A 20,640-nucleotide genomic window follows, 5' to 3' on the forward strand; every position below is an offset into this window, starting at 1 on the left:
ATGCAAGTGAAACACCTGCTGCTGATCGCCATCCTCGCCATGACTGCTGCTTGCTCGTCAACAAAGGAAGTCGTCGACGAAAACCTGAGCGAAGTCGAGCTGTACCAACTGGCACAGAAAGACTTGGACAATAATAGCTACACCAGCGCCACAGCGAAGCTGAAGGCCCTGGAGTCGCGCTATCCGTTCGGGCGCTACGCCGACCAGGCCCAGCTTGAGCTGATCTACGCCAACTACAAGAACGCCGAGCCGGAGGCTGCCAAGTCCGCCGCCGAGCGCTTCATCCGCCTGCACCCGCAACACCCGAACGTGGACTACGCCTACTACATGAAGGGCCTGACCTCGTTCGACCAGGATGTTGGCCTGCTGGCGCGCTTCCTGCCGCTGGACATGACCAAGCGAGACCCAGGCGCCGCTCGCGACTCCTACAACGAGTTCGCCCAGTTGACCAGCCGCTACCCAAACAGCCGCTACGCGCCGGACGCCAAGCAGCGCATGATCTACCTGCGTAACCTGCTGGCTTCCTACGAAATCCACGTGGCCCACTACTACCTGACCCGCCAGGCGTATGTAGCTGCCGCCAACCGTGGTCGTTATGTGGTGGAAAACTTCCAGGAAACCCCTTCCGTGGGTGACGGCCTGGCGGTGATGACCGAGGCTTACCAACGTCTGCACCTGGACGACTTGGCCAGCACCAGCCTGGAAACCCTGAAGCTCAACTACCCTGATCACCCGAGCCTGAAAGACGGCCAGTTCGTGCCTCAGGTTGCCGAAGCAGACAACCGCTCGTGGCTGAGCAAGTACACCCTGGGCTTGATCGAGTCGCGGCCGCCGTTGCCGCCGGGCGAAACTCGCGCCAACCAGGACGTGATCAAGCAGTTCCAGGATGCCAAGGAAGCCATTCCTTCGGACCTCAAGCCGCACGACGAGAACGGCGACGTGATCGAAGAAGAAGAGCCGCAGGCCCTGGGCAACAACCAGGACCGCTCGTGGTTCAGCTACATGACCTTCGGTGTGTTCGACTGAGCCTGTCGACGCAACGCAAAAAGGAGCCTTTCGGGGCTCCTTTTTTATGGGCAAGGATTATTGCGCTGTGCGCCTGCCACGTCCTTGGCTAAACTGGCGCATTCCTTATCGAGAAACCGCCCATCATGCTTCGTCTTCTGTTCTGGATTGCCGTTATTGCTGCCGCGGTATGGTTCTGGCGCAAATTCAAAAGCCCGACCGCCAGGCAGCAACGCACCAGCGAGCCCGGCGCTGCGTTGATGGTGCGCTGCGCACATTGCGGTGTGCACTTGCCGCAGGATCGCGCCCTGAGTTCGCGCCAGGAGTGGTATTGCACCCAGGCGCATCTGGAGCAAGGACCGAAGTCTATCCAGCGTTGATCCGACCTTCGGGGGCATAGGGTGCCGGATCGATGATCGGCGCACGCTCCAGCAGCAAATCGACAAATAACTGGCACGATGCCGGCGCCAGGACCAACCCGTTGCGGTAATGCCCGCAGTTGAGCCACAGCCCGCTGAAGCCGGGTACCCGACCGATATAGGGGATGCCCTCCGGCGAGCCGGGCCGCAAGCCGGCCCAATGCCCCACCACTTCGGCGTCGGCCAGGGCGGGAATCAGTTCCACAGCCGAAGCCTTGAGGCTTTCCAGCGCGGTGTCGGTTGGCGTCTTGTCGAACCCCTCATATTCCAGAGTGCTGCCGATGAGGATGTGCCCATCACGCCGAGGGATCGCATAACGCCCTTTGGCCAGGACCATGCTCGACAGGAAGTCCGACGCGCATTTGTACAAAATCATCTGCCCCTTGACCGGCTCTACCGGCAGCGCCAAGCCCAGTGTGCCGAGCAACTCGCCGCTCCACGCCCCCGCTGCAAGCACCACCTGATCCCCTAGAATCGGCCCCTCTGCCGTATCCACGCCCACTACGTTGCCGCCATCCAGAACAAAACCGGTCACTGTGCACTGTTCGTGAACGGTCACGGCAGGCAGGGCCAATAGCGCGGCCTTCAGGGATTTGACCAGGCGCGGGTTGCGCACGTTGGCCACGTTGGCCATATAGATCGCCTGGGCATACCCGCCACCCAAGACAGGAACCGCGTCATGGGCGGCAGACACATCGACCTTGCTCAGAGGCCGACCTTCACGAGCAGCCCAGTCCAGCGCCTCGGTTTCATCGTCCAGGTCCAGCCAGTACAACCCCGTGGTATGGACCTCCGGGTCGACACCGGTAGCGGCAAACAGCCGCTCAGCCAGTTGCGGATAAAAATCCTGGGACCAATGGGCCAACGCTGTGACCGCCGGGCTATAGCGCCACGGATACAGTGGCGAAACAATGCCTCCGCCCGCCCATGACGACTCCTGCCCCACACCGGCACGCTCCAGCAGGATCACAGCCTGCCCCTGGGTTGCCAGATTGAACGCCGTCAACAAGCCGATGACTCCGCCACCGACAATCACCACTTGCTGTTGCTTAGCCATCATTTGATCCAGTCGATAAATAGGAATAAACGCCCCCGGCGCCCAATCATCCAGCACCCTCATCATTGCCCCCAGCATGTCTGGCGCGACATTTCAGGTGCCGCACCTGGATTGCCACGCGCACCGCTGCTGTCCAGGCTGAAGTCACCGCAAGGGTCGCCGGCCATCAACGAATCGGCGCCCGGTGTAGCAACCAGGTAGAAATCCTGAGGGTTCAACGCTGCGGTGATTCTATAGCGATCATTGCCCGTACTGACGCCGCTTGCGTCAATAAAAGTGCCGTTCCTCATATGAAACCGCTCCAGGCGCTGAGCCTGCTCGGTCAACAGCGCGACGATTTCCGTGCGATAGACCTTTTTCACATGGCCGGTGTACCCGGGGTAAGCGATTCCGGCCAGAAACGCGATGATCGCCACGGTGATCAATAGCTCGATCAGGGTAAAACCCTGGCTGTCCATGCCCATTCCATTGCTCCTTATTGAAGTTGCCGCCACGAAACCCGCCGAAACCGCGAGCCACTCTCCTCCTCCACCCGCGCATATACGCTCTCCAATACCGTGCGCGATTGACCACTGAGCCCGACCGCTGTTACCCGGTACAACGTCGCCAGGGCTTGCGGCGGCACATGCGGCAGCCCTGCGCCAGGCCCCAGGGACTGAATACCGTAGAGACCACCCTTGATGGCAACCCAGTTAACCGATGACACAGGATGGGGCCCGGCACCCACCACCGAAAACGCTTCATCCGGTGGCCCGCAGGCAGCGATCGACTGGCACTGCGGCAAGGCCGCGCCCTTTCGCCTCACACCTTGCTCTCCCAGCCTCAAGCCACTTTCTGCGGCTTGCAGCGACTGGTTGCGGTGCCACAGGCTACCGGTGATCTTTTGCTGGGTGACCGCCCCCTGTATCGAAGACAGGCCGATCAACGACAACAGCAGCAAAAACACCAGGCTTATCAGCAGGACCATCCCCCCCTGCCGCGAAGAAACACCCCCAGCAAGCACCATGGTCGCCCTAGCCCAAGCGGTTTCGCAGCGCCGCCACGACGCTGTAGGTTTGATCTTTTACCCGCCCCGTCGGGTCTTGCAACGTCATGCGGATGCGCACACTGCGGATCAAGGACTCATCGGTCGGGATAGCGTCATAACGCACAACCCGAACGGATACCGGGCTGGCAGCCACGCCGAAACTGACATCGAAAGCCCGTACGTTATCCACCAACACAGCCCTGGCCGGCGACGCAAGCGTGCTGACCTTCAACTGGCCCGCCTCGAAGGTGTAGGTCAGTTGCCGAATCGCAAATCGAATCTGCCCGGGAGCAGGTGCAGGTGAGCTGCCTGAATAGGCTTGGGCGCCAGCAGTGCAGTCGGAGAGCACCGTCCAGTCAGGCCTGCCGCCGCCGACATCGGCAGTGACCAGCGTCAGCGACTTTGAACTGCCCCCGGCATTCCAGCTGACCGGCCTTTCAAAGGCTGGCGGGGCATTCTCGATAAAGGCCGGGGCCAAACAGCCAAACATACCCGCCTGGCGAATATCCCGGATCATCTTGCCCAGCACAAACCGCGCATCATCCTGCAGCAACATGGCTGCCTGCTGGCTGGCGTGGGTCGCTCGGGAATTGATCAGCACCTGGCTCCCGCCAAGCACCAGCACCAAACCGACGGCCAGGGCCAGCAACAATTCCACCAGGCTGAAACCTCTAACCCGATGCCTCATTGCATCACCCCCGGCTCATTATCGATGCGACTGGTCAGGGTGAAGGTTTCCCGCGCGCCAGGCGTGTTTGCACCCCGGCTGTCATCCCAACTGATACTGACAGTCACTTCATCTGCACTGACCGCCACAGAGCCTTTGCCGCTCTCCCCGGCAAAACCGCGAATATTGGCTTCAAAATCATGCAGGTCCACGTCACGCACGCTGGTGGTCACGGTACTGGCCGGCGCTCGAGCGCCACGACGCAACGAGTAGTCGGCACCGGAATTGGCACGGATTCGGTCGAGCATATCGTAGGCGATGAAACTGGCCTGGCTGGTCATCCTCGAACTGTCGGTGTACTTGAGGGCGTTGAGCTGGAGCATCACTGCACCTAACAGCCCGACGGCGAGAATCAGCACCGCCACCAGCACTTCAATCAATGTCATGCCGATTTGGTACCGAGGAAAAGTCGGGAAGAAACAGGTTTTCAGGCAGGCAGGCATTACCGTCGTCATCCGTGTCGAGGGCCGAAAAAAGCAGGAAAACCCTGCTGTGAGACCCAAGACTAGCGTCGGTTTTTCGCCGGCGCCGGTTACGGAACAAAGGGAAATACTTTGGACATAAAGGCCATCATTCGACACTCCGAGCCGGACGCTATACCTATGTTTCAACCCTGTATGTACACACGCCCACGGAGGGACGGCCTATGGAGCAACGAGGTTTCACCCTGATCGAACTGCTGCTCGGACTGATCGTGAGCGGCATCCTGGCGCATCTGGCTACGCCCAGTTTCACCGGCCTGCTGGAATCACAGCAGCGACAAAGCGCGGCGCAATCACTGACAAACGGATTTCGCTTCGCACGCACTGAAGCCATCACGCGTAACCGCGCGGTGGTCATCCACGCACTGGATGATGACTGGAGCCGGGGTTGGCGGGTCGTGCTGGATGTAAGCGGGCGTGGCCATCTGGACGACGACAACCCGGTGTTACTGGAGCGCCAGGGCAGCGGACGGGTGCCGATCGTCGGGAATGGACCGGTCAAAAGCCAGGTACGCTTCAGCGGATTGGGCGAGCCGGTATTTGCTGGGGGAGGTTTTCGTGCCGGCACTGTACATATATGCGCCACGGACTCGGTACAGAGCCTGTACCAGGTGGTGCTGGCGCCCAGTGGGCGCATCAGCCTGCGCAGCGATAGAGCCGAACAGGCGTTGTGCCGAAGTTACTCCGGCACCCTGGCATTCAGAGGAGGGAGCGAACCCGCAGCTCCTTGGGCATGGAGAAAGTGATGTTCTCTTCACGACCGGCCAACTCATCGGCGCCCGTAGCCCCCCAGGCATGCAACTGCTGGATGACGCCGCGCACCAGGACTTCCGGGGCCGAAGCGCCAGCCGTGATGCCAATACGCTCGACACCATCGAACCAGCTGCGCTGCATATCTTCAGCACCGTCGATCAGGTACGCCGGTGTCGCCATGCGTTCGGCCAATTCGCGCAGGCGGTTGGAATTGGAGCTGTTAGGGCTGCCGACCACCAGCACTACATCGCATTCATCGGCCAACTGTTTGACTGCATCCTGGCGGTTTTGGGTGGCGTAGCAGATGTCGTCCTTGCGTGGCCCACCAATGGCCGGGAAGCGGCTGCGCAGCGCGTCGATGACGCGGCTGGTGTCGTCCATGGACAAGGTGGTCTGGGTCACGAACGCCAACCGCTCCGGGTTGTGAACCTGCAAGCTGGCGACGTCTTTTTCGTCTTCCACAAGGTAGATGGCGCCACCATTGCTGCCGTCGTATTGGCCCATGGTGCCTTCGACTTCCGGGTGACCGGCATGGCCAATCAGGATGCATTCGCGACCATCACGGCTGTAGCGCGCGACTTCGATATGTACCTTGGTGACCAGCGGACAGGTGGCGTCGAATACTTTCAGGCCACGGCCAGCCGCTTCGGTACGTACGGCCTGGGAAACACCGTGGGCGCTGAAGATAACAATAACGTCGTCCGGCACCTGCTCCAGTTCTTCGACAAAGATGGCGCCACGTGCGCGCAGGTCTTCGACCACGAACTTGTTATGGACGACCTCATGGCGCACATAGATCGGCGGCCCGAAGACTTCCAGGGCGCGGTTGACGATTTCGATCGCCCGGTCCACGCCGGCGCAGAAGCCACGGGGGTTGGCGAGTTTGATTTGCATGCTGTGCCTCGTGTCTGGCGCTTGGGCCAGAGTTGATGCTGCTGAACTGACAATGGCGACCAAGGGCGGGAGCGAGCTTGCCCCCTCCCACACTTTAGATCGGGGCGTTGATCAAAGAGCTTTAACGTCGATGATTTCAACGTCGAACGTCAAGGTTTTACCGGCCAACGGGTGGTTGAAGTCGATGGTTACCTGCGCGTCATCGAAGGCTTTGACCACACCGGGCAGTTCGGTATTCGCCGCATCATTGAAGATCACCAGCAGGCCTTCCGACAGGTCCATGTCCTGGAACTGCGAACGCGGGATGATCTGCACGTTTTGCGGGTTGGGCTGGCCAAAGGCGTTTTCCGGCAGGATCTGCAGGGTGCGCTTGTCGCCGGCCTTGAAACCGAACAGGGCCGCTTCAAAACCTGGCAACAGGTTGCCGTCGCCGACCTTGAAAGTCGCCGGGGCTTTGTCGAACGTGCTGTCGACCGTGTCGCCATTCTCCAGGCGCAGTGCGAAATGCAAGGTGACCTCCGTGTTCTGGCCGATGCGTTGCTCAGCCAATACCTGATCAGTCATTGACGGTCTCTCCGGTTTTCTTACTTTTGAACATGTCCAGCGCCAGCATGATTGCACCGACGGTGATGGCGCTGTCGGCAAAATTGAACGCCGGGAAGTAATGGCGGTTCTGCCAATGCACCAGGATAAAGTCGATCACATGGCCCAGGGCAATACGGTCGTACAGGTTGCCCAGGGCACCGCCCAACACCAGGGCCAAGGCGATGGCCAGCCAGGTGTCATCGCGGCCCAGGCGCTTGAGCCAGACCACGAGCACCGCACTGACCACCACTGCGATCAGGGCGAACAGCCAGCGCTGCCAGCCGCCGCCGTCAGCCAGGAAGCTGAAGGCGGCGCCGGTGTTGTAGGCCAGGGTCCAGCTGAAGTAATCCGGGATCACCACGATTTGCTGGAACATTTCCAGGGAGCCCTCGAAATGAGCCTTGCTGACCTGGTCAATGACCAGGACCAGCACGCTCAGTACGAGCCAGCCCAGGCGTCCGAAACGACTGGCTGCATTAGGCATAGTGGCGAACCTCGCCTTCACCCGAGATGTTGTCGACGCAACGACCGCAGATTTCCGGATGCTCAGGGTTCACCCCGACGTCTTCACGGCAGTGCCAGCAACGGGCGCACTTAGGGAAGGCCGACTTGACCACCTTGAGCTTGAGGCCCGGCACTTCGGTGGCTACGGCATCCGCCGGTGCCTGGGCAAACGGTGCCAGGCTCGCAGTGGAAGTGATCAACACGAAGCGCAGCTCATTGCTCAGCTTGGTCAGGTCGGCAGTCAGGCCTTCCTCGGCAAACAGGGTAACTTCGGCCTGGAGGTTGCCACCGACGGCCTTGGCCGCACGCTGAACCTCCAGCTCCTTGTTCACCGCAACCTTGACGGCCATTACGCCTTCCCAGTACTCGCGGCCCAGTTCGAAGTCGGCCGGCAGTTCGGTCAAGCCTTCGTACCAGGTATTGAGCATGACGGACTCGTTACGCTCGCCCGGCAGGTATTCCCACAGTTCGTCGGCGGTGAAGGCCAGGATCGGTGCGATCCAGCGCACCAGCGCTTCGGAGATGTGGTACAGCGCGGTCTGCGCCGAACGGCGGGCCTTGCTGTTGGCACCGGTGGTGTACTGGCGGTCCTTGATGATGTCGAGGTAGAAACCACCCAACTCCTGCACACAGAAGTTGTGGATCTTCGAGTACACGTTCCAGAAGCGGTATTCGCCGTAGTGCTCCTGCAACTCGCGCTGCAGCAACAGGGTACGGTCCACGGCCCAACGGTCCAGGGCGAGCATGTCCTCGGCCGGCAGGATGTCGGTGGCCGGGTTGAAACCGGTCAGGTTCGACAGCAGGAAGCGCGCGGTATTACGGATACGGCGGTAGGCATCGGCGCTACGGGCCAGGATCTGGTCCGACACGGCGATCTCGCCGGAGTAATCGGTCGACGCCACCCACAGGCGCATGATGTCGGCGCCCAAGGTGTCGTTGATCTTTTTCGGCTCGATCACGTTCTTCAGCGACTTGGACATCTTGCGGCCCGTCTCGTCGACGGTGAACCCGTGGGTCAGCAGCTCGCGATACGGGGCGTGGTTGTCGATGGCGCAACCGGTCAGCAGCGACGAGTGGAACCAGCCCCGGTGTTGGTCGGAGCCTTCCAGGTACAGGTCGGCACGCGGGCCGGTTTCGTGACCCATCGGGTGCGAGCCGCGCAGCACGTGCCAGTGGGTGGTACCGGAGTCGAACCATACGTCGAGGGTGTCGCTGATCTTGTCGTACAGCGGCGCTTCGTCACCCAGCAACTCGGCGGCGTCCAGCTTGAACCAGGCTTCAATGCCTTCCTGTTCGACACGCTGGGCCACCACTTCCATCAGTTCGACGGTGCGTGGGTGCAGCTCACCGCTTTCCTTGTTGAGGAAGAACGGGATCGGCACACCCCAGTTGCGTTGACGGGAGATGCACCAGTCCGGACGGTTGGCGATCATCGAATGCAGGCGCGCCTGGCCCCAGGCCGGGACGAACTTGGTGTCTTCGATAGCCTTGAGCGAGCGCACACGCAGGGTGTCGCCGCTGGCCGGTTCTTTGTCCATGCCGATAAACCATTGCGCGGTGGCGCGGTAGATCAGCGGGGTCTTGTGGCGCCAGCAGTGCATGTAGCTGTGCTTGATGGTGTCGGTTTGCATCAGCGCACCGACTTCACGCAGCTTGTCGATGATCGGCTGGTCGGCCTTGAAGATGAACTGGCCGCCGAAGAACTCCAGCGACGGCACATAAACACCGTTGCTTTGCACCGGGTTGATGATCTCATCGTTGACCATGCCGTACTTCTTGCAGATCACGAAGTCGTCCACGCCATAGGCCGGCGAGCAGTGAACCACACCTGTACCCGAACCCAACTCGACGTAGTCAGCCAGGTACACCGGCGACAGACGGTCATAGAATGGATGACGGAAGTTGATCAGCTCCAGCGCGGAACCGGTAGTGGTGGCAATTACCGAACCTTGCAGCTCGTAGCGAGCCAGGCACGCTTCGACCATTTCCTCGGCAAGCACCAGCAGGCGATCACCGACGTCCACCAGGGCGTAGGTGAATTCCGGGTGCACGTTCAGCGCCTGGTTGGCGGGAATGGTCCACGGGGTGGTGGTCCAGATCACGATGGCAGCCGGTTTGCTCAGGCTTGCCAGGCCAAAGGCCTCGGCCAGCTTGGCGTCGTCGGCGATCGGGAAGGCCACGTCGATGGTCGAGGACTTCTTGTCTTCGTATTCGACTTCCGCTTCAGCCAGGGCCGAGCCGCAATCGAAGCACCAGTTCACGGGCTTGAGGCCCTTGAACACGAAACCGCCCTTGACGATTTCGGCCAAGGCACGGATTTCACCGGCCTCGTTCTTGAAGTTCATGGTTTTGTACGGGTTGTCCCACTCGCCCAGCACACCCAGGCGGATGAACTCGGACTTCTGCCCTTCGATCTGCTCGGCAGCGTAGGCACGGCACAGTTCGCGGGTTTTATCCGCGCCCAGGTTCTTGCCGTAGGTCACTTCGACCTTGTGTTCGATCGGCAGGCCATGGCAGTCCCAACCTGGGACATAAGGCGCGTCGAAACCCGCCAGGGTTTTCGAGCGCAGGATCATGTCCTTGAGAATTTTGTTCAGCGCATGACCGATGTGAATCGTGCCGTTGGCATAAGGAGGGCCGTCGTGCAGGACGAATTTCGGACGATCCTTGCCAATTTCGCGCAACTTTCCGTACAGGCCAATACTGTCCCAGCGCTGCAGGATCTGCGGTTCGCGCTGTGGCAGGCCGGCCTTCATTGGGAAGGCGGTGTCCGGAAGGTTTAGCGTGGCTTTATAGTCGGTCATTTAAGGCTCTTCGGTTAGCGATGGGCGCTAGGTGCGGCTAGTGCACGGGCGGCGGCGACATCCGCATTGATCGCCGTTTTCAACGCCTCAAGCGAGGCGAAACGCTGCTCTTCACGCAGCTTCTGGTGGAAAACCACCGTCAAACGCCGGTCATACAGATCACCGGCAAAATCCAACAGATGAACTTCCAGGTGGGCCTTGCCATCACCTGCAACCGTGGGCCTGACGCCTATGTTGGCGACTCCCGGCCACGATTGGCCGTCGATGTCGACGCTCACCAGGTAAACCCCAGTCAGCGGCACACGGCGGCGCTTGAGTTGCACGTTGGCGGTTGGCGTGCCCAGTTGGCGCGCCAGCTTCTGGCCGTGCAGTACCCGCCCGGCAATGCGGAACGGGCGACCGAGCAAACGCTCGGCCAAGGCGAAGTCGGCAGCGGCCAGGGCGTTACGCACCTGGGTGCTGCTCACGCGCAGGCCGTCCAGTTCGACGGTTTGCGCGGCTTCGACGGTAAAGCCCTGGGTGATACCGGCGTGTTGCAGGAACTCGAAATCCCCGACCCGGTCGCAGCCAAAACGGAAGTCGTCGCCGACCTCCAAATGCTGTACGCCCAGGCCATCTACCAGTATGCGGTCGACGAACTCGGCAGCGCTGAGACTTTGCAAACGCTGGTTGAAAGCCAGGCAGAGGACGCGGTCCACGCCTTCTTCGGCCAGCAGTTGCAGCTTGTCCCGCAGACGGACCAGACGTGCCGGTGCCGTTTCCGGGGTGAAGTATTCCCGCGGCTGCGGCTCGAAAATCACCACGCAGCTGGGTACGCCCAACTCGACCGCACGCTCGCGCAGCCGGGCCAGGATAGCCTGGTGGCCACGGTGAACACCGTCAAAGTTGCCAATAGTGGCGACGCAGCCCCGATGCTCAGGGCGCAGGTTGTGGAGACCTCGAACCAGCTGCATAACGCGCTTCTTGCTCATAAAGTGGTCGATTATAACCACACCCGGCCCTGGACGACAGGCAACAGCGCAGGGCAAATGGATCGAATCGATAAAACAACCGTTTTATCGCGGCAAACTCTCTAGCTCAACGACTTGCGATTGAAATCCCGCAGGCGGAAGCCTTGCAGCAGCAACATCCCGAAGTACACCACCACGCCGGCCACGACCAGCACGCCCAGGCGCATGAAGCGCTCCAGCATATGCCCCTCATCCCAGGCCGGCATGAAGTGCATCAGGCCGAGCAATACCGCCGACATCATCGCAACCGCCACCAGCAACTTGAGGGCGAACATGCCCCAGCCAGGCTGAGGCTGGAACATCTGTTGTTTGCGCAGCTGATAAAACAGCAGGCCGGCATTGATGCACGCACCGGCACTGATGGCCAGGGCCAGGCCGGCGTGGGCCAGCGGACCAATAAACACCAGGTTGAGCAGTTGCGTGACGATCAGGGTGAAGATCGCGATCTTTACCGGCGTGCGGATGTTCTGCTGGGCATAGAAGCCAGGCGCCAGCACCTTGATCACGATGATGCCGAGCAGCCCGACGGAATAAGCCACCAGCGCATGCTGGGTCATCAACGCGTCATGGGCATCGAATTGCCCGTATTGGAACAGCGACACTGTCAGCGGCTCGGCCAGGATCCCCAACGCCAGTGCGCACGGCAGCACCAGCACAAAGCACAGGCGCAGGCCCCAATCGAGGATGCGCGAGTATTCCTGGCGATCCTTGCTGGCATAGGTGCGTGCCAGCGTCGGCAGCAAAATGGTGCCGAGGGCTACGCCCAGCACGCCAGACGGCAGTTCCATGAGGCGGTCGGCGTAATACATCCATGACACCGAGCCGGATACCAGCAGCGAGGCGAAGGCGGTGTTGATGATCAGGGAAATCTGGCTCACCGACACCCCAAGGATCGCCGGCAACATATTGCGCATCACGCGCCAGACGCCGGCGTCCTTGAGATTCAGGCGCGGCAATACGAGCATGCCGATCTTTTTCAGGTGCGGCAGTTGGTAGAGCAACTGCGCCAGGCCACCGGCCAGCACGGCCCAGCCAAGGGCCATGACCGGCGGATCGAAGTAAGGTGTCAGGAACAGCGCAAAAATAATCATGCTGACGTTAAGCAGCGTCGGCACGAACGCCGGCACCGAGAAACGGTTCCAGGTGTTGAGGATCGCACCGGCCAGGGATGACAGTGAGATCAGCAATATATAAGGAAAGGTCACCCGCAACAGGTCAGTGGTCAGCGCGAATTTTTCCGGCGTATTGGCAAAACCCGGCGCCGTGGCCCAGATCACCCAGGGCGCGGCGAGCATGCCGACGATGGTCACCAGCATCAACACCAGGGTGAGCAGGCCCGAGACATAGGCAATGAAGGTACGGGTCGCCTCCTCCCCCTGCTGGGTCTTGTACTCGGCCAGAATCGGCACGAACGCCTGGGAAAACGCGCCCTCGGCAAAGATCCGCCGCAGCAGGTTGGGCAGTTTGAACGCAATAAAGAACGCATCCGTGGCCATGCTGGCGCCAAAAATACGCGCCAGCAGGGTGTCACGCACGAACCCCAAAACCCGGGAGATCATCGTGATAGAGCTGACGGCGGCCAACGATTTGAGCAGATTCATTGAAAGAGTTTGCGCCTATAGATAAAGAGCAGGCGAACTAAGCGCCTACTTATGCGATACTGCGCGCCTGCAACAGCACAGCGCCAAAGCTCGCGAGTTTACAGGTCAAGCGCCGGAAATAAATCACCCGCCTCTTCAGATCGACCACTCAGCAGTTCGCATCAGCCGGCCTTGACAACACATCAAGTCATCGGCATGATTCGCGGCCTATTTTGTTTGCTATTTCCTAAAAAGTCTTTCGAGGAGCTCGACGGTGGCCAACACACCTTCCGCCAAAAAACGTGCAAAACAGGCTGAGAAGCGTCGCAGCCACAACGCCAGCCTGCGTTCCATGGTTCGTACCTACATCAAGAATGTAGTTAAAGCCATCGACACCAAAGACGCTGAAAAAGCTCAAGCAGCTTACGTTCTGGCTGTGCCAGTTATCGACCGTATGGCCGATAAAGGCATCATCCACAAGAACAAGGCCGCTCGTCATAAGAGCCGCCTGAATGGCCACATCAAGGCTCTGAGCGTTCCTGCTGCTGCCTAAGTGGTAACAACTGCCACGCAGCCCAGGTTGCGAAACAGTTAAAAAATGCCCCGTACCGAAAGGTCTGGGGCATTTTTGTTTGTGCCTGAAAATACACCACGATCAAAATGTGGCGGGGGGATCCGGTAGAGATTTTCAAGCGCACAAAAAACGCCCCGAACCAGTCGGGGCGTTTTGGCTACCACTTGATCAAAACATCAATCAATGGTGATGACCGCCTTCACCGTGTACGTGGCCGTGGGCCACTTCTTCCTGGGAAGCGTCGCGGATGGCAACGATCTTCACTTGGAAGTTCAGGCGCTGGCCAGCCAGAGGGTGGTTGCCGTCGACGGTGACGTCGTCGCCGTCCAGATCACGAATGGTGACGATCTGCATTTGACCGTCCGGCGCGGAGGCGTGGAACTGCATGCCCACTTCCAACTCATCAACACCTTCGAACATGCTGCGGCTCAGGGTGCTGACCAGTTCGGCGGAGTATTCGCCGTAGGCATCTTCAGGTTCTACGGCAACGGTCAGCTCATCACCAACGCTCTTGCCTTCCAGAGCCTTTTCCAGGCCTGGGATGATGTTACCTGCGCCTTGCAGGTAGACCAGCGGCGCGCCGCCGGCTGAGCTGTCGATGACCTCACCAGCGTCGTTGGTCAGGGTATAGTCGATGGAGACAGCCTTGTTAGCGGCGATCGTCATGGGGCGAGACCTTTTGCATAAGAATGAAGAACGGACAAGTCTAAACAAGGATTTGCCCGAAAGCGAACAGAACCCGGACGGACGGGGCCGATCAACGGCATCCTTGATCATCGGCTTCCACCAGGACGAGGAGGGTCACTGGGTTGCCGAGCTGTCCTGCGGCCACACCCAGCACCTGCGCCACCAGCCGCCATGGCAGTCTCGCGCCTGGGTACTCGACGCCACACAGCGCCTGGAAAAAATAGGCCAGCCCTTTGCCTGCGGCTGGTGTGCGCAAGCGCCCGAATAACGATAACCTTGGCGCCTGATTCCCGGTAGGCACTCAACCATAGGGCGCCACCGAAGCCATGCACCTCCAGAGAATTCGCATGCAGACTTTTTTTATCGCGCCCACCGATTTTGGTGTGGGTCTGACCTCCATCAGCCTTGGGCTGGTGCGTACCCTTGAGCGAGCCGGCCTGAAAGTCGGTTTTTTCAAGCCGATTGCCCAGCCACATCCCGGCGATACCGGCCCCGAACGCTCCACCGAGCTGGTGGCTCGCACCCATGGCCTCAAGCCGCCACAACCGCTAGGCCTGGCTCACGTGGAACGCATGCTCGGCGACGGCCAGCTCGACGAGCTGCTCGAAGAAATCATCACCCTTTATCAGCAGGCCGCCGTGGGCAAGGACGTGCTGATCGTCGAAGGTATGGTACCGACCCGCAGCGCCAGCTATGCGGCCCGGGTCAACCTGCACCTGGCCAAGAGCCTGGATGCGGAAGTGATCCTGGTCTCGGCCCCGGAAAACGAAGTGCTCACCGAACTCTCCGGCCGCGTGGAACTGCAGGCGCAGTTGTTCGGCGGCCCGAAAGACCCGAAAGTGCTCGGCGTGATCCTGAACAAGGTGCGCACCGACGAGAGCATGGAAGCCTTCTCGGCGCGCCTCAAGGAGCATTCGCCCCTGCTGCGCAGCGGTGATTTCCGCCTGCTCGGCTGCATTCCTTACCAGCCGGAACTCAACGCGCCGCGCACCCGCGACGTGGCCGACTTGATGAGCGCGCAAATCCTCAACGCCGGCGACTACGAAACCCGGCGCATGACCAAGATCATCATCTGCGCCCGCACCATGCGTAACACCGTGGAGCTGCTCAAGCCCGGCGTGCTGGTGGTGACCCCCGGCGACCGTGACGACATCATCCTCGCCGTCAGCCTGGCCGCGATCAACGGTGTGCCCCTGGCCGGCCTGCTGCTGACCAGCGACACCCTGCCCGACCCGCGCATCATGGATCTGTGCCGCGGCGCGTTCCAGGCTGGGCTGCCGGTTTTGTCGGTGAGTACCGGTTCCTACGAGACCGCCAACCTGCTCAACAACCTCAACAAGGAAATCCCCATCGATGACCGCGAGCGCGCGGAGATCATCACCGACTTCGTCGCCAGCCACCTCGATGCGCGCTGGCTGCACCAGCGCTGCGGCACGCCACGGGAGATGCGCCTGTCGCCGGCGGTGTTCCGCTACCAGTTGATCCAGCGCGCCCAGGCGGCCAACAAACGCATTGTGCTGCCCGAGGGCAGCGAGCCGCTGACCGTGCAAGCCGCCGCTATCTGCCAGGCAAGGGGCATCGCGCGCTGCGTGCTGCTGGCCAAGCCGGCTGACGTAGAAGCGGTCGCGCGCGCCCAGGGCATCGAATTGCCCGAAGGCCTGGAGATTCTCGACCCGGACCTGATTCGCCAGCGCTACGTGGAGCCCATGGTTGCCCTGCGCAAGAGCAAGAGCCTGAATGCGCCGATGGCCGAGCAGCAACTGGAAGACACCGTGGTGATCGCCACCATGATGCTCGCACTGGATGAAGTGGACGGCTTGGTTTCCGGGGTTATCCACTCCACCGCCAACACCATTCGCCCGGCCCTGCAGTTGATCAAGACCGCACCGGGCTGCACCCTGGTGTCGTCGGTGTTCTTCATGCTGTTCCCCGAGCAGGTGCTGGTCTACGGCGACTGCGTGATGAACCCGCACCCCAGTGCCGCCGAGCTGGCGGAAATCGCCCTGCAAAGCGCCGACTCGGCCGCCGCCTTCGGCATCACCCCGCGTGTGGCGATGATCAGCTACTCCAGCGGCGACTCGGCCAGCGGTGAGGAAGTGGAGAAAGTCCGCGAAGCCACCCTGCTCGCCCATGAACAGCAAAGCTCACTGCTGATCGACGGCCCGCTGCAATACGACGCCGCCGCCAACGAAACCGTCGCCCGCCAACTGGCCCCCGACAGCCTGGTCGCCGGCAAAGCCACCGTGTTCGTGTTCCCGGACCTGAACACCGGCAACACCACGCACAAGGCCGTGCAACGCAGTGCCGATTGCGTCAGCCTCGGGCCGATGCTCCAGGGCCTGCGCAAACCGGTCAACGACCTGCCACGCGGCGCCCAGGTCGACGACATCGTGTACACCATCGCGCTGACTGCGATCCAAGCCGCCAACCGACCTATGGATATCTAAATGCTGGATTTTCTACCTGCCGCCGTACGCGGGGTGATCGCTTCGCTGCTGTTGGCGCTGAATACGATCCTGCTGTGTTCGTTCCTGTTTATCGTGGCGCTGTTCAAGGCGTTGCCCTTCGCCAAGCGCTTCAGCGAATGGCTGATGAACCACACCCATGAAGCCTGGGTCACCAACAACAAGGGCTGGATGAACCTGGTGCGCCATACCCGTTGGCACCTTAAAGGCCTTGAAGGCCTGGACTACCAGCACTCGTACCTGGTGACCAGCAATCACCAGAGCTGGGTCGACATCATGGTCCTGCAATACGTGCTCAATCGTCGGATTCGCCCGCTGAAATTCTTCCTCAAGCAGGAGTTGATCTGGGTGCCGGTGATTGGCCTGGCGTGGTGGGCACTGGGTTTTCCCTTCATGAAGCGCTACACCAAGGCCTACCTGGAAAAACACCCGGAGAAGAAAGGCAAGGACCTGGAAACCACTCGCAAGACCTGTGCGAAGTTTCGCGACAACCCCGTGGGTATTTTCAACTTTGCCGAAGGCACGCGTTTTACACCGGGCAAGCATGCGCAGCAGAAGTCGCCGTTTCGCTACCTGCTCAAGCCCAAGGCGGGTGGTATCGCGTTTGTGCTGGATGCCATGGGGGAACAGCTGAAATCACTGGTCAATGTGACCATTCACTACCCTGGCGGACGTCCTGGGTATTGGGACCTGCTGTGCGGGAAGGTGCAGGACGTGGTGGTGCAGCTTGAAGAGGTGCAGATTCCGGCAGAGTTTATCGGCAGGAATTATGAGCAGGATGGGGAGTATCGACTGGCGTTCCAGGGGTGGATCAACCAGCTGTGGGAAACCAAGGATGCGTTGCTGGATCAGCTTCACACCGAATTCCCAAGCAAGCGATGATCAACCTGTGGGAGGGGGCTTGCCCAAATGCCAGTCAGTTAAGGCTTTTTGTAGGAGCGAGCTTGCTCGCGAAAAACTCACAGGCGCCGCGCTCATTCAGGAAGCACGCGTTATCGTTGACGTTTTTCGCGAGCAAGCTCGCTCCTACAGGAGGCGATGTAAGCTTAACTGACTGGCATTAGGGCTTGCCCCCTCCCACATTTGACCGCGCCAGGTCTTGAAGATGTGAAAAAGCCCGCCACCGATCACTCGGTGGCGGGCTTTTTTGTGGCCGCGAGACTTAGATCGCGCCGCGCTGACGCAACAGTTCCAGCACTTGCTTGACGCTGTCTTCCAGTGACAGGGCCTGGGTATCGATTACCAGGTCGGCATTCAACGGCACGTCGTACGGGAAGGATTCGCCAGGGATGTTATCCCCACCCGCCGCGTACAAGCCCTGCGGATCACGCTCGGCACACACCTGCGGCGACGCCTGCACGTACACGGTCAGCAGGCGGTCGCTGCCAATCAGCGCCTTGGCCTGTTCACGGCCTTCGGCATCCGGGGCGACGAATGCGGCCAGGGTCAGCAGGCCGGCTTCGTTGAACTGACGCGCCACGTGAGCGGCACGGCGCCAGTTTTCGGTACGTCCGGCACGGTCCTGGGGCAAGCCCTTGTTCAGGTCGTGGCGCAGGTTCTGACCATCCAGCACGAACACCGCACGGCCCATGTCGAACAGCTTGCGCTCGACCGCATAGGCCAAGGTGCTCTTGCCCGCGCCTGACAGGCCGCTGAACAACACGGTAGCCGGTTGCTGGCCGAAACGCTGGGCGCGCTCCTCGGTGGCGACATGGGCCAACTTGCCGTGATGCGCCGCACTGCCGTGGGTGACCGGCGGTGCGATGATCATGCCGGCGCCCACGGTGCCGTTGGTCAGGCGGTCGATGACGATAAACGCACCGGTGGTGCGGTTGCTGTCATAGCCATCCAACGCAATGGCAGCATCGAGGCTGACCTTGACCCGGCCGATCTCGTTCAACTGCAGCGAACTCGCCGGGCCTTCGGCCAGGGTGTTCACGTCCACACGGTGCACGATGCTGGTGATGGAACCCGGCACGTAGCTGGTGGCGCGCTTGATGTCGTATTTCTTGCCCGGCAGCATCGGCTCTTCGGCCATCCACACCAGCATGGCGTCGAAGGCGTCGGTCACTTGCGGCACGTTGTCGGCATGCACCAGCAGGTCGCCACGAGAGATGTCGATCTCGTCTTCCATGGTCAGGGTCACGGCCTGGCCTGGGCCGGCGTGTTCCAGCTCACCTTCGAAGGTGACGATGGATTTGACGCGGCTGCTCTTGCCTGACGGCAGCACCACGACTTCGTCGCCCTTATGCACGATGCCGCTGGCCAGGGTACCGGCGAACCCACGGAAGTTCAGGTTCGGGCGGTTGACGTACTGCACCGGGAAACGCAGGTCGGTGTAGTTGCGGTCGTTGGCGATCTCGACGGTCTCGAGGATCTCCATCAGCGACTGGCCGGTGTACCAGGGCGAGTGCTCGCTCTTGTTCACCACGTTGTCGCCCTTGAGTGCCGACATCGGCACGAATGCCATGGTGCTCGGCTTGAAGGCGATGCCCTCGGCGAACTTCAGGTAATCGGCCTTGATCGACTCGAACACACTTTGGTCAAAGCCATTGATGTCCATCTTGTTGACGGCGATCACGATGTGCTTGATGCCCAGCAACGAGGCGATATAGCTGTGGCGACGGGTCTGGGTCTGCACGCCGTAGCGCGCGTCGATCAGGATGATCGCCAGGTCACAGGTGGATGCACCGGTGGCCATGTTGCGGGTGTACTGCTCATGGCCGGGGGTGTCGGCGATGATGAATTTGCGCTTGGCGGTGGAAAAGTAGCGGTAGGCGACATCGATGGTGATGCCCTGCTCACGCTCGGCCTGCAGGCCGTCGACCAGCAACGCCAGGTCGATGTCGTCACCGGTGGTGCCGGACTTTTTCGAGTCACGGGTGATGGCTTCCAGGTGATCTTCGTAGATCATCTTGGAGTCGTGCAGCAGGCGCCCGATCAGGGTGCTCTTGCCGTCGTCGACGTTGCCACAGGTCAGGAAGCGCAACATTTCCTTGCGCTCGTGCTGGCCCAGGTAGGCGAGGATGTCCTCGCTGATCAAATCAGATTGATGCGACATGACAGCCCCTTAGAAATAGCCTTGACGTTTTTTATCTTCCATCGAGCCGGCACCATCGTGGTCAATGACACGGCCCTGGCGCTCGGAAGTTCGCGTCAGGAGCATTTCCTGAATGATGTCCGTCAGCGTCTCGGCTTCGGACTCCACCGCGCCCGTCAACGGGTAGCAGCCAAGGGTACGGAAACGTACTTTCTTTTTGACGATTCGGGCTTTGTCTTCGTCGGACAAGTGCTCGAGGATGCGGTCGTCGTCGATCATGATCAACGTGCCGTTCTTCTCGATGACATCGCGTTCGGCGGCGAAGTACAGCGGCACGATCGGGATGCCTTCCAGGTAGATGTACTGCCAGATGTCCAGCTCGGTCCAGTTGGACAGCGGGAACACACGGATCGACTCACCCTTGTTGACGTTGCCGTTGTAGACGTTCCACAGCTCCGGGCGCTGGTTCTTCGGGTCCCATCGGTGCTTGCTGTCGCGGAACGAGTACACGCGCTCTTTGGCACGGGATTTCTCTTCATCGCGACGGGCACCGCCGAAGGCGGCGTCGAAACCATGCTTGTCCAAGGCCTGCTTGAGACCTTCGGTCTTCATGATGTCGGTGTGCTTGGCGCTGCCGTGGGTGAACGGGTTGATGCCCTGCGCCACGCCATCCGGGTTGACGTGGGTGATCAGGTCCAGGCCCAGCTCCTCGACCATTTTGTCGCGGAACTTGTACATCTCCTGGAATTTCCAGCGGGTGTCGACGTGCATCACCGGGAACGGCAGCTTGCCCGGGAAGAAGGCCTTGCGCGCCAGGTGCAGCATCACGGCGGAGTCTTTACCGATCGAGTAGAGCATCACCGGGTTGTCGAACTCGGCGGCGACCTCGCGGATGATGTGGATGCTTTCCGCCTCCAGCTGTTTCAGATGCGTCAGTTTGTCGACCATGGTTACTCACGGAAAAACGATCTTATGGACGGCCAGCGGGCCGTGTTCGAGCGGGGCATGCTAGCACAGCACCTTCTTC

21 protein-coding genes are annotated in these 20,640 nt (G+C 60.7%); 7 read left to right on the forward strand and 14 right to left on the reverse strand.

Annotation, left to right across the window (positions count from 1 at the left end; all coding sequences use genetic code 11):
- Positions 1 to 1,026, forward strand: coding sequence for an outer membrane protein assembly factor BamD (locus PspCFBP13509_RS20495; RefSeq protein ID WP_027606844.1), 1,026 nt, complete (start codon positions 1 to 3; stop codon positions 1,024 to 1,026).
- Between the two features lie 125 nt (positions 1,027 to 1,151).
- Positions 1,152 to 1,385, forward strand: coding sequence for a PP0621 family protein (locus PspCFBP13509_RS20500; protein ID WP_027606845.1), 234 nt, complete (start codon positions 1,152 to 1,154; stop codon positions 1,383 to 1,385).
- Here PspCFBP13509_RS20500 and thiO read toward each other — a convergent pair.
- The 5 genes from thiO to pilV all read right to left on the reverse strand — a co-directional run bounded on the left by thiO (position 1,372) and on the right by pilV (position 4,678).
- On the reverse strand, positions 1,372 to 2,481 hold the full coding sequence (thiO, locus tag PspCFBP13509_RS20505; protein WP_065948456.1) for a glycine oxidase ThiO: 1,110 nt from the start codon (positions 2,479 to 2,481) through the stop codon (positions 1,372 to 1,374). The two genes, PspCFBP13509_RS20500 and thiO, sit on opposite strands and share 14 nt — an antisense overlap.
- A 62-nt stretch (positions 2,482 to 2,543) precedes the next feature.
- Positions 2,544 to 2,945, reverse strand: a complete 402-nt coding sequence (locus PspCFBP13509_RS20510) for a type IV pilin protein (RefSeq protein ID WP_065948457.1) — start codon at positions 2,943 to 2,945, stop codon at positions 2,544 to 2,546.
- Between the two features lie 11 nt (positions 2,946 to 2,956).
- Complete coding sequence (locus PspCFBP13509_RS20515; RefSeq protein WP_065924077.1) at positions 2,957 to 3,487, reverse strand: pilus assembly PilX family protein; 531 nt, start codon at positions 3,485 to 3,487, stop codon at positions 2,957 to 2,959.
- Positions 3,488 to 3,494: 7 nt separating this feature from the next.
- Entirely contained in the window at positions 3,495 to 4,196 is a 702-nt protein-coding gene (locus PspCFBP13509_RS20520) for a prepilin-type N-terminal cleavage/methylation domain-containing protein (protein WP_065924076.1), read from the reverse strand.
- Positions 4,193 to 4,678 carry a type IV pilus modification protein PilV gene (gene pilV / locus PspCFBP13509_RS20525; protein WP_065924075.1) on the reverse strand — a complete coding sequence of 162 codons (486 nt, stop codon included), beginning with the start codon at positions 4,676 to 4,678 and terminating at the stop codon, positions 4,193 to 4,195. The genes PspCFBP13509_RS20520 and pilV overlap by 4 nt, the downstream gene beginning before the upstream one ends.
- Before the next feature lie 203 nt (positions 4,679 to 4,881).
- Between pilV and PspCFBP13509_RS20530 the strand changes: the two genes are divergently transcribed.
- Positions 4,882 to 5,463, forward strand: a complete 582-nt coding sequence (locus tag PspCFBP13509_RS20530) for a GspH/FimT family pseudopilin (RefSeq protein ID WP_065924074.1) — start codon at positions 4,882 to 4,884, stop codon at positions 5,461 to 5,463.
- Here PspCFBP13509_RS20530 and ispH read toward each other — a convergent pair.
- From ispH to murJ, 6 genes are all read right to left on the reverse strand, one after another.
- Positions 5,417 to 6,364, reverse strand: coding sequence for a 4-hydroxy-3-methylbut-2-enyl diphosphate reductase (gene ispH, locus PspCFBP13509_RS20535; RefSeq protein ID WP_027606852.1), 948 nt, complete (start codon positions 6,362 to 6,364; stop codon positions 5,417 to 5,419). The genes PspCFBP13509_RS20530 and ispH overlap by 47 nt on opposite strands.
- A 111-nt stretch (positions 6,365 to 6,475) precedes the next feature.
- Complete coding sequence (fkpB, locus tag PspCFBP13509_RS20540; RefSeq protein ID WP_174562729.1) at positions 6,476 to 6,913, reverse strand: FKBP-type peptidyl-prolyl cis-trans isomerase; 438 nt, start codon at positions 6,911 to 6,913, stop codon at positions 6,476 to 6,478.
- 7 nt (positions 6,914 to 6,920) lie between these two features.
- The gene (gene lspA, locus PspCFBP13509_RS20545) at positions 6,921 to 7,433 is read right to left on the reverse strand and encodes a signal peptidase II (RefSeq protein ID WP_027606854.1); all 513 of its coding nucleotides are present in this window, start codon (positions 7,431 to 7,433) and stop codon (positions 6,921 to 6,923) included.
- A complete protein-coding gene (ileS, locus tag PspCFBP13509_RS20550; protein ID WP_065924073.1) occupies positions 7,426 to 10,257 on the reverse strand; it encodes an isoleucine--tRNA ligase in 2,832 nt (943 codons plus the stop codon). Before ileS ends, lspA begins: the two co-directional genes overlap by 8 nt.
- Positions 10,258 to 10,271: 14 nt before the next feature.
- On the reverse strand, positions 10,272 to 11,210 hold the full coding sequence (gene ribF / locus PspCFBP13509_RS20555) for a bifunctional riboflavin kinase/FAD synthetase (protein ID WP_065948461.1): 939 nt from the start codon (positions 11,208 to 11,210) through the stop codon (positions 10,272 to 10,274).
- A gap of 119 nt (positions 11,211 to 11,329) precedes the next feature.
- A complete protein-coding gene (gene murJ / locus PspCFBP13509_RS20560) occupies positions 11,330 to 12,868 on the reverse strand; it encodes a murein biosynthesis integral membrane protein MurJ (RefSeq protein ID WP_137212614.1) in 1,539 nt (512 codons plus the stop codon).
- A gap of 253 nt (positions 12,869 to 13,121) precedes the next feature.
- Here murJ and rpsT point away from each other — a divergent pair, with 253 nt between their 5' ends.
- Positions 13,122 to 13,400: a 30S ribosomal protein S20 gene (gene rpsT, locus PspCFBP13509_RS20565; RefSeq protein ID WP_003188401.1), complete on the forward strand. Its 279-nt coding sequence runs from the start codon at positions 13,122 to 13,124 to the stop codon at positions 13,398 to 13,400.
- A gap of 201 nt (positions 13,401 to 13,601) precedes the next feature.
- On the opposite strand, the gene PspCFBP13509_RS20570 is transcribed toward rpsT, so the two are convergent.
- Positions 13,602 to 14,087, reverse strand: coding sequence for an FKBP-type peptidyl-prolyl cis-trans isomerase (locus PspCFBP13509_RS20570; protein WP_027606858.1), 486 nt, complete (start codon positions 14,085 to 14,087; stop codon positions 13,602 to 13,604).
- Between PspCFBP13509_RS20570 and PspCFBP13509_RS20575 the strand changes: the two genes are divergently transcribed.
- The 3 genes from PspCFBP13509_RS20575 to PspCFBP13509_RS20585 all read left to right on the forward strand — a co-directional run bounded on the left by PspCFBP13509_RS20575 (position 14,086) and on the right by PspCFBP13509_RS20585 (position 17,455).
- The gene (locus PspCFBP13509_RS20575; protein WP_065948463.1) at positions 14,086 to 14,376 is read left to right on the forward strand and encodes a DUF3565 domain-containing protein; all 291 of its coding nucleotides are present in this window, start codon (positions 14,086 to 14,088) and stop codon (positions 14,374 to 14,376) included. The genes PspCFBP13509_RS20570 and PspCFBP13509_RS20575 overlap by 2 nt on opposite strands.
- Positions 14,377 to 14,455: 79 nt before the next feature.
- The gene (pta, locus tag PspCFBP13509_RS20580; RefSeq protein WP_137212615.1) at positions 14,456 to 16,555 is read left to right on the forward strand and encodes a phosphate acetyltransferase; all 2,100 of its coding nucleotides are present in this window, start codon (positions 14,456 to 14,458) and stop codon (positions 16,553 to 16,555) included.
- Positions 16,556 to 17,455 (forward strand): acyltransferase, encoded by a 900-nt coding sequence (locus tag PspCFBP13509_RS20585; protein WP_137212616.1) that lies wholly within the window; start codon positions 16,556 to 16,558, stop codon positions 17,453 to 17,455.
- A 280-nt stretch (positions 17,456 to 17,735) separates the two neighbouring features.
- On the opposite strand, the gene cysN is transcribed toward PspCFBP13509_RS20585, so the two are convergent.
- Together cysN and cysD are read right to left on the reverse strand one after the other, a co-directional pair.
- A complete protein-coding gene (cysN, locus tag PspCFBP13509_RS20595; protein WP_065924067.1) occupies positions 17,736 to 19,634 on the reverse strand; it encodes a sulfate adenylyltransferase subunit CysN in 1,899 nt (632 codons plus the stop codon).
- Between the two features lie 9 nt (positions 19,635 to 19,643).
- On the reverse strand, positions 19,644 to 20,561 hold the full coding sequence (gene cysD / locus PspCFBP13509_RS20600) for a sulfate adenylyltransferase subunit CysD (protein ID WP_017137614.1): 918 nt from the start codon (positions 20,559 to 20,561) through the stop codon (positions 19,644 to 19,646).
- Positions 20,562 to 20,640 lie beyond the last annotated feature (79 nt).

This window comes from Pseudomonas sp. CFBP13509 (genome assembly GCF_005233485.1).
Lineage (GTDB): Bacteria > Pseudomonadota > Gammaproteobacteria > Pseudomonadales > Pseudomonadaceae > Aquipseudomonas > Aquipseudomonas marginalis.

Excerpts from the sequence above, each read along its gene's own strand:
- PspCFBP13509_RS20500 (WP_027606845.1), top strand. The coding sequence starts at position 1,152 with ATGCTTCGTCTTCTGTTCTGGATTGCCGTTATTGCTGCCGCGGTATGG.
- ribF (WP_065948461.1), bottom strand. The coding sequence starts at position 11,210 with ATGCAGCTGGTTCGAGGTCTCCACAACCTGCGCCCTGAGCATCGGGGC.
- PspCFBP13509_RS20515 (WP_065924077.1), bottom strand. The coding sequence starts at position 3,487 with ATGGTGCTTGCTGGGGGTGTTTCTTCGCGGCAGGGGGGGATGGTCCTG.
- PspCFBP13509_RS20570 (WP_027606858.1), bottom strand. The coding sequence starts at position 14,087 with ATGACGATCGCCGCTAACAAGGCTGTCTCCATCGACTATACCCTGACC.
- lspA (WP_027606854.1), bottom strand. The coding sequence starts at position 7,433 with ATGCCTAATGCAGCCAGTCGTTTCGGACGCCTGGGCTGGCTCGTACTG.
- ileS (WP_065924073.1), bottom strand. The coding sequence starts at position 10,257 with ATGACCGACTATAAAGCCACGCTAAACCTTCCGGACACCGCCTTCCCA.
- PspCFBP13509_RS20530 (WP_065924074.1), top strand. The coding sequence starts at position 4,882 with ATGGAGCAACGAGGTTTCACCCTGATCGAACTGCTGCTCGGACTGATC.
- PspCFBP13509_RS20575 (WP_065948463.1), top strand. The coding sequence starts at position 14,086 with ATGGGGCGAGACCTTTTGCATAAGAATGAAGAACGGACAAGTCTAAAC.
- PspCFBP13509_RS20585 (WP_137212616.1), top strand. The coding sequence starts at position 16,556 with ATGCTGGATTTTCTACCTGCCGCCGTACGCGGGGTGATCGCTTCGCTG.
- pta (WP_137212615.1), top strand. The coding sequence starts at position 14,456 with ATGCAGACTTTTTTTATCGCGCCCACCGATTTTGGTGTGGGTCTGACC.
- cysD (WP_017137614.1), bottom strand. The coding sequence starts at position 20,561 with ATGGTCGACAAACTGACGCATCTGAAACAGCTGGAGGCGGAAAGCATC.
- PspCFBP13509_RS20495 (WP_027606844.1), top strand. The coding sequence starts at position 1 with ATGCAAGTGAAACACCTGCTGCTGATCGCCATCCTCGCCATGACTGCT.
- murJ (WP_137212614.1), bottom strand. The coding sequence starts at position 12,868 with ATGAATCTGCTCAAATCGTTGGCCGCCGTCAGCTCTATCACGATGATC.
- cysN (WP_065924067.1), bottom strand. The coding sequence starts at position 19,634 with ATGTCGCATCAATCTGATTTGATCAGCGAGGACATCCTCGCCTACCTG.
- pilV (WP_065924075.1), bottom strand. The coding sequence starts at position 4,678 with ATGCCTGCCTGCCTGAAAACCTGTTTCTTCCCGACTTTTCCTCGGTAC.
- PspCFBP13509_RS20510 (WP_065948457.1), bottom strand. The coding sequence starts at position 2,945 with ATGGGCATGGACAGCCAGGGTTTTACCCTGATCGAGCTATTGATCACC.
- ispH (WP_027606852.1), bottom strand. The coding sequence starts at position 6,364 with ATGCAAATCAAACTCGCCAACCCCCGTGGCTTCTGCGCCGGCGTGGAC.
- thiO (WP_065948456.1), bottom strand. The coding sequence starts at position 2,481 with ATGGCTAAGCAACAGCAAGTGGTGATTGTCGGTGGCGGAGTCATCGGC.
- PspCFBP13509_RS20520 (WP_065924076.1), bottom strand. The coding sequence starts at position 4,196 with ATGAGGCATCGGGTTAGAGGTTTCAGCCTGGTGGAATTGTTGCTGGCC.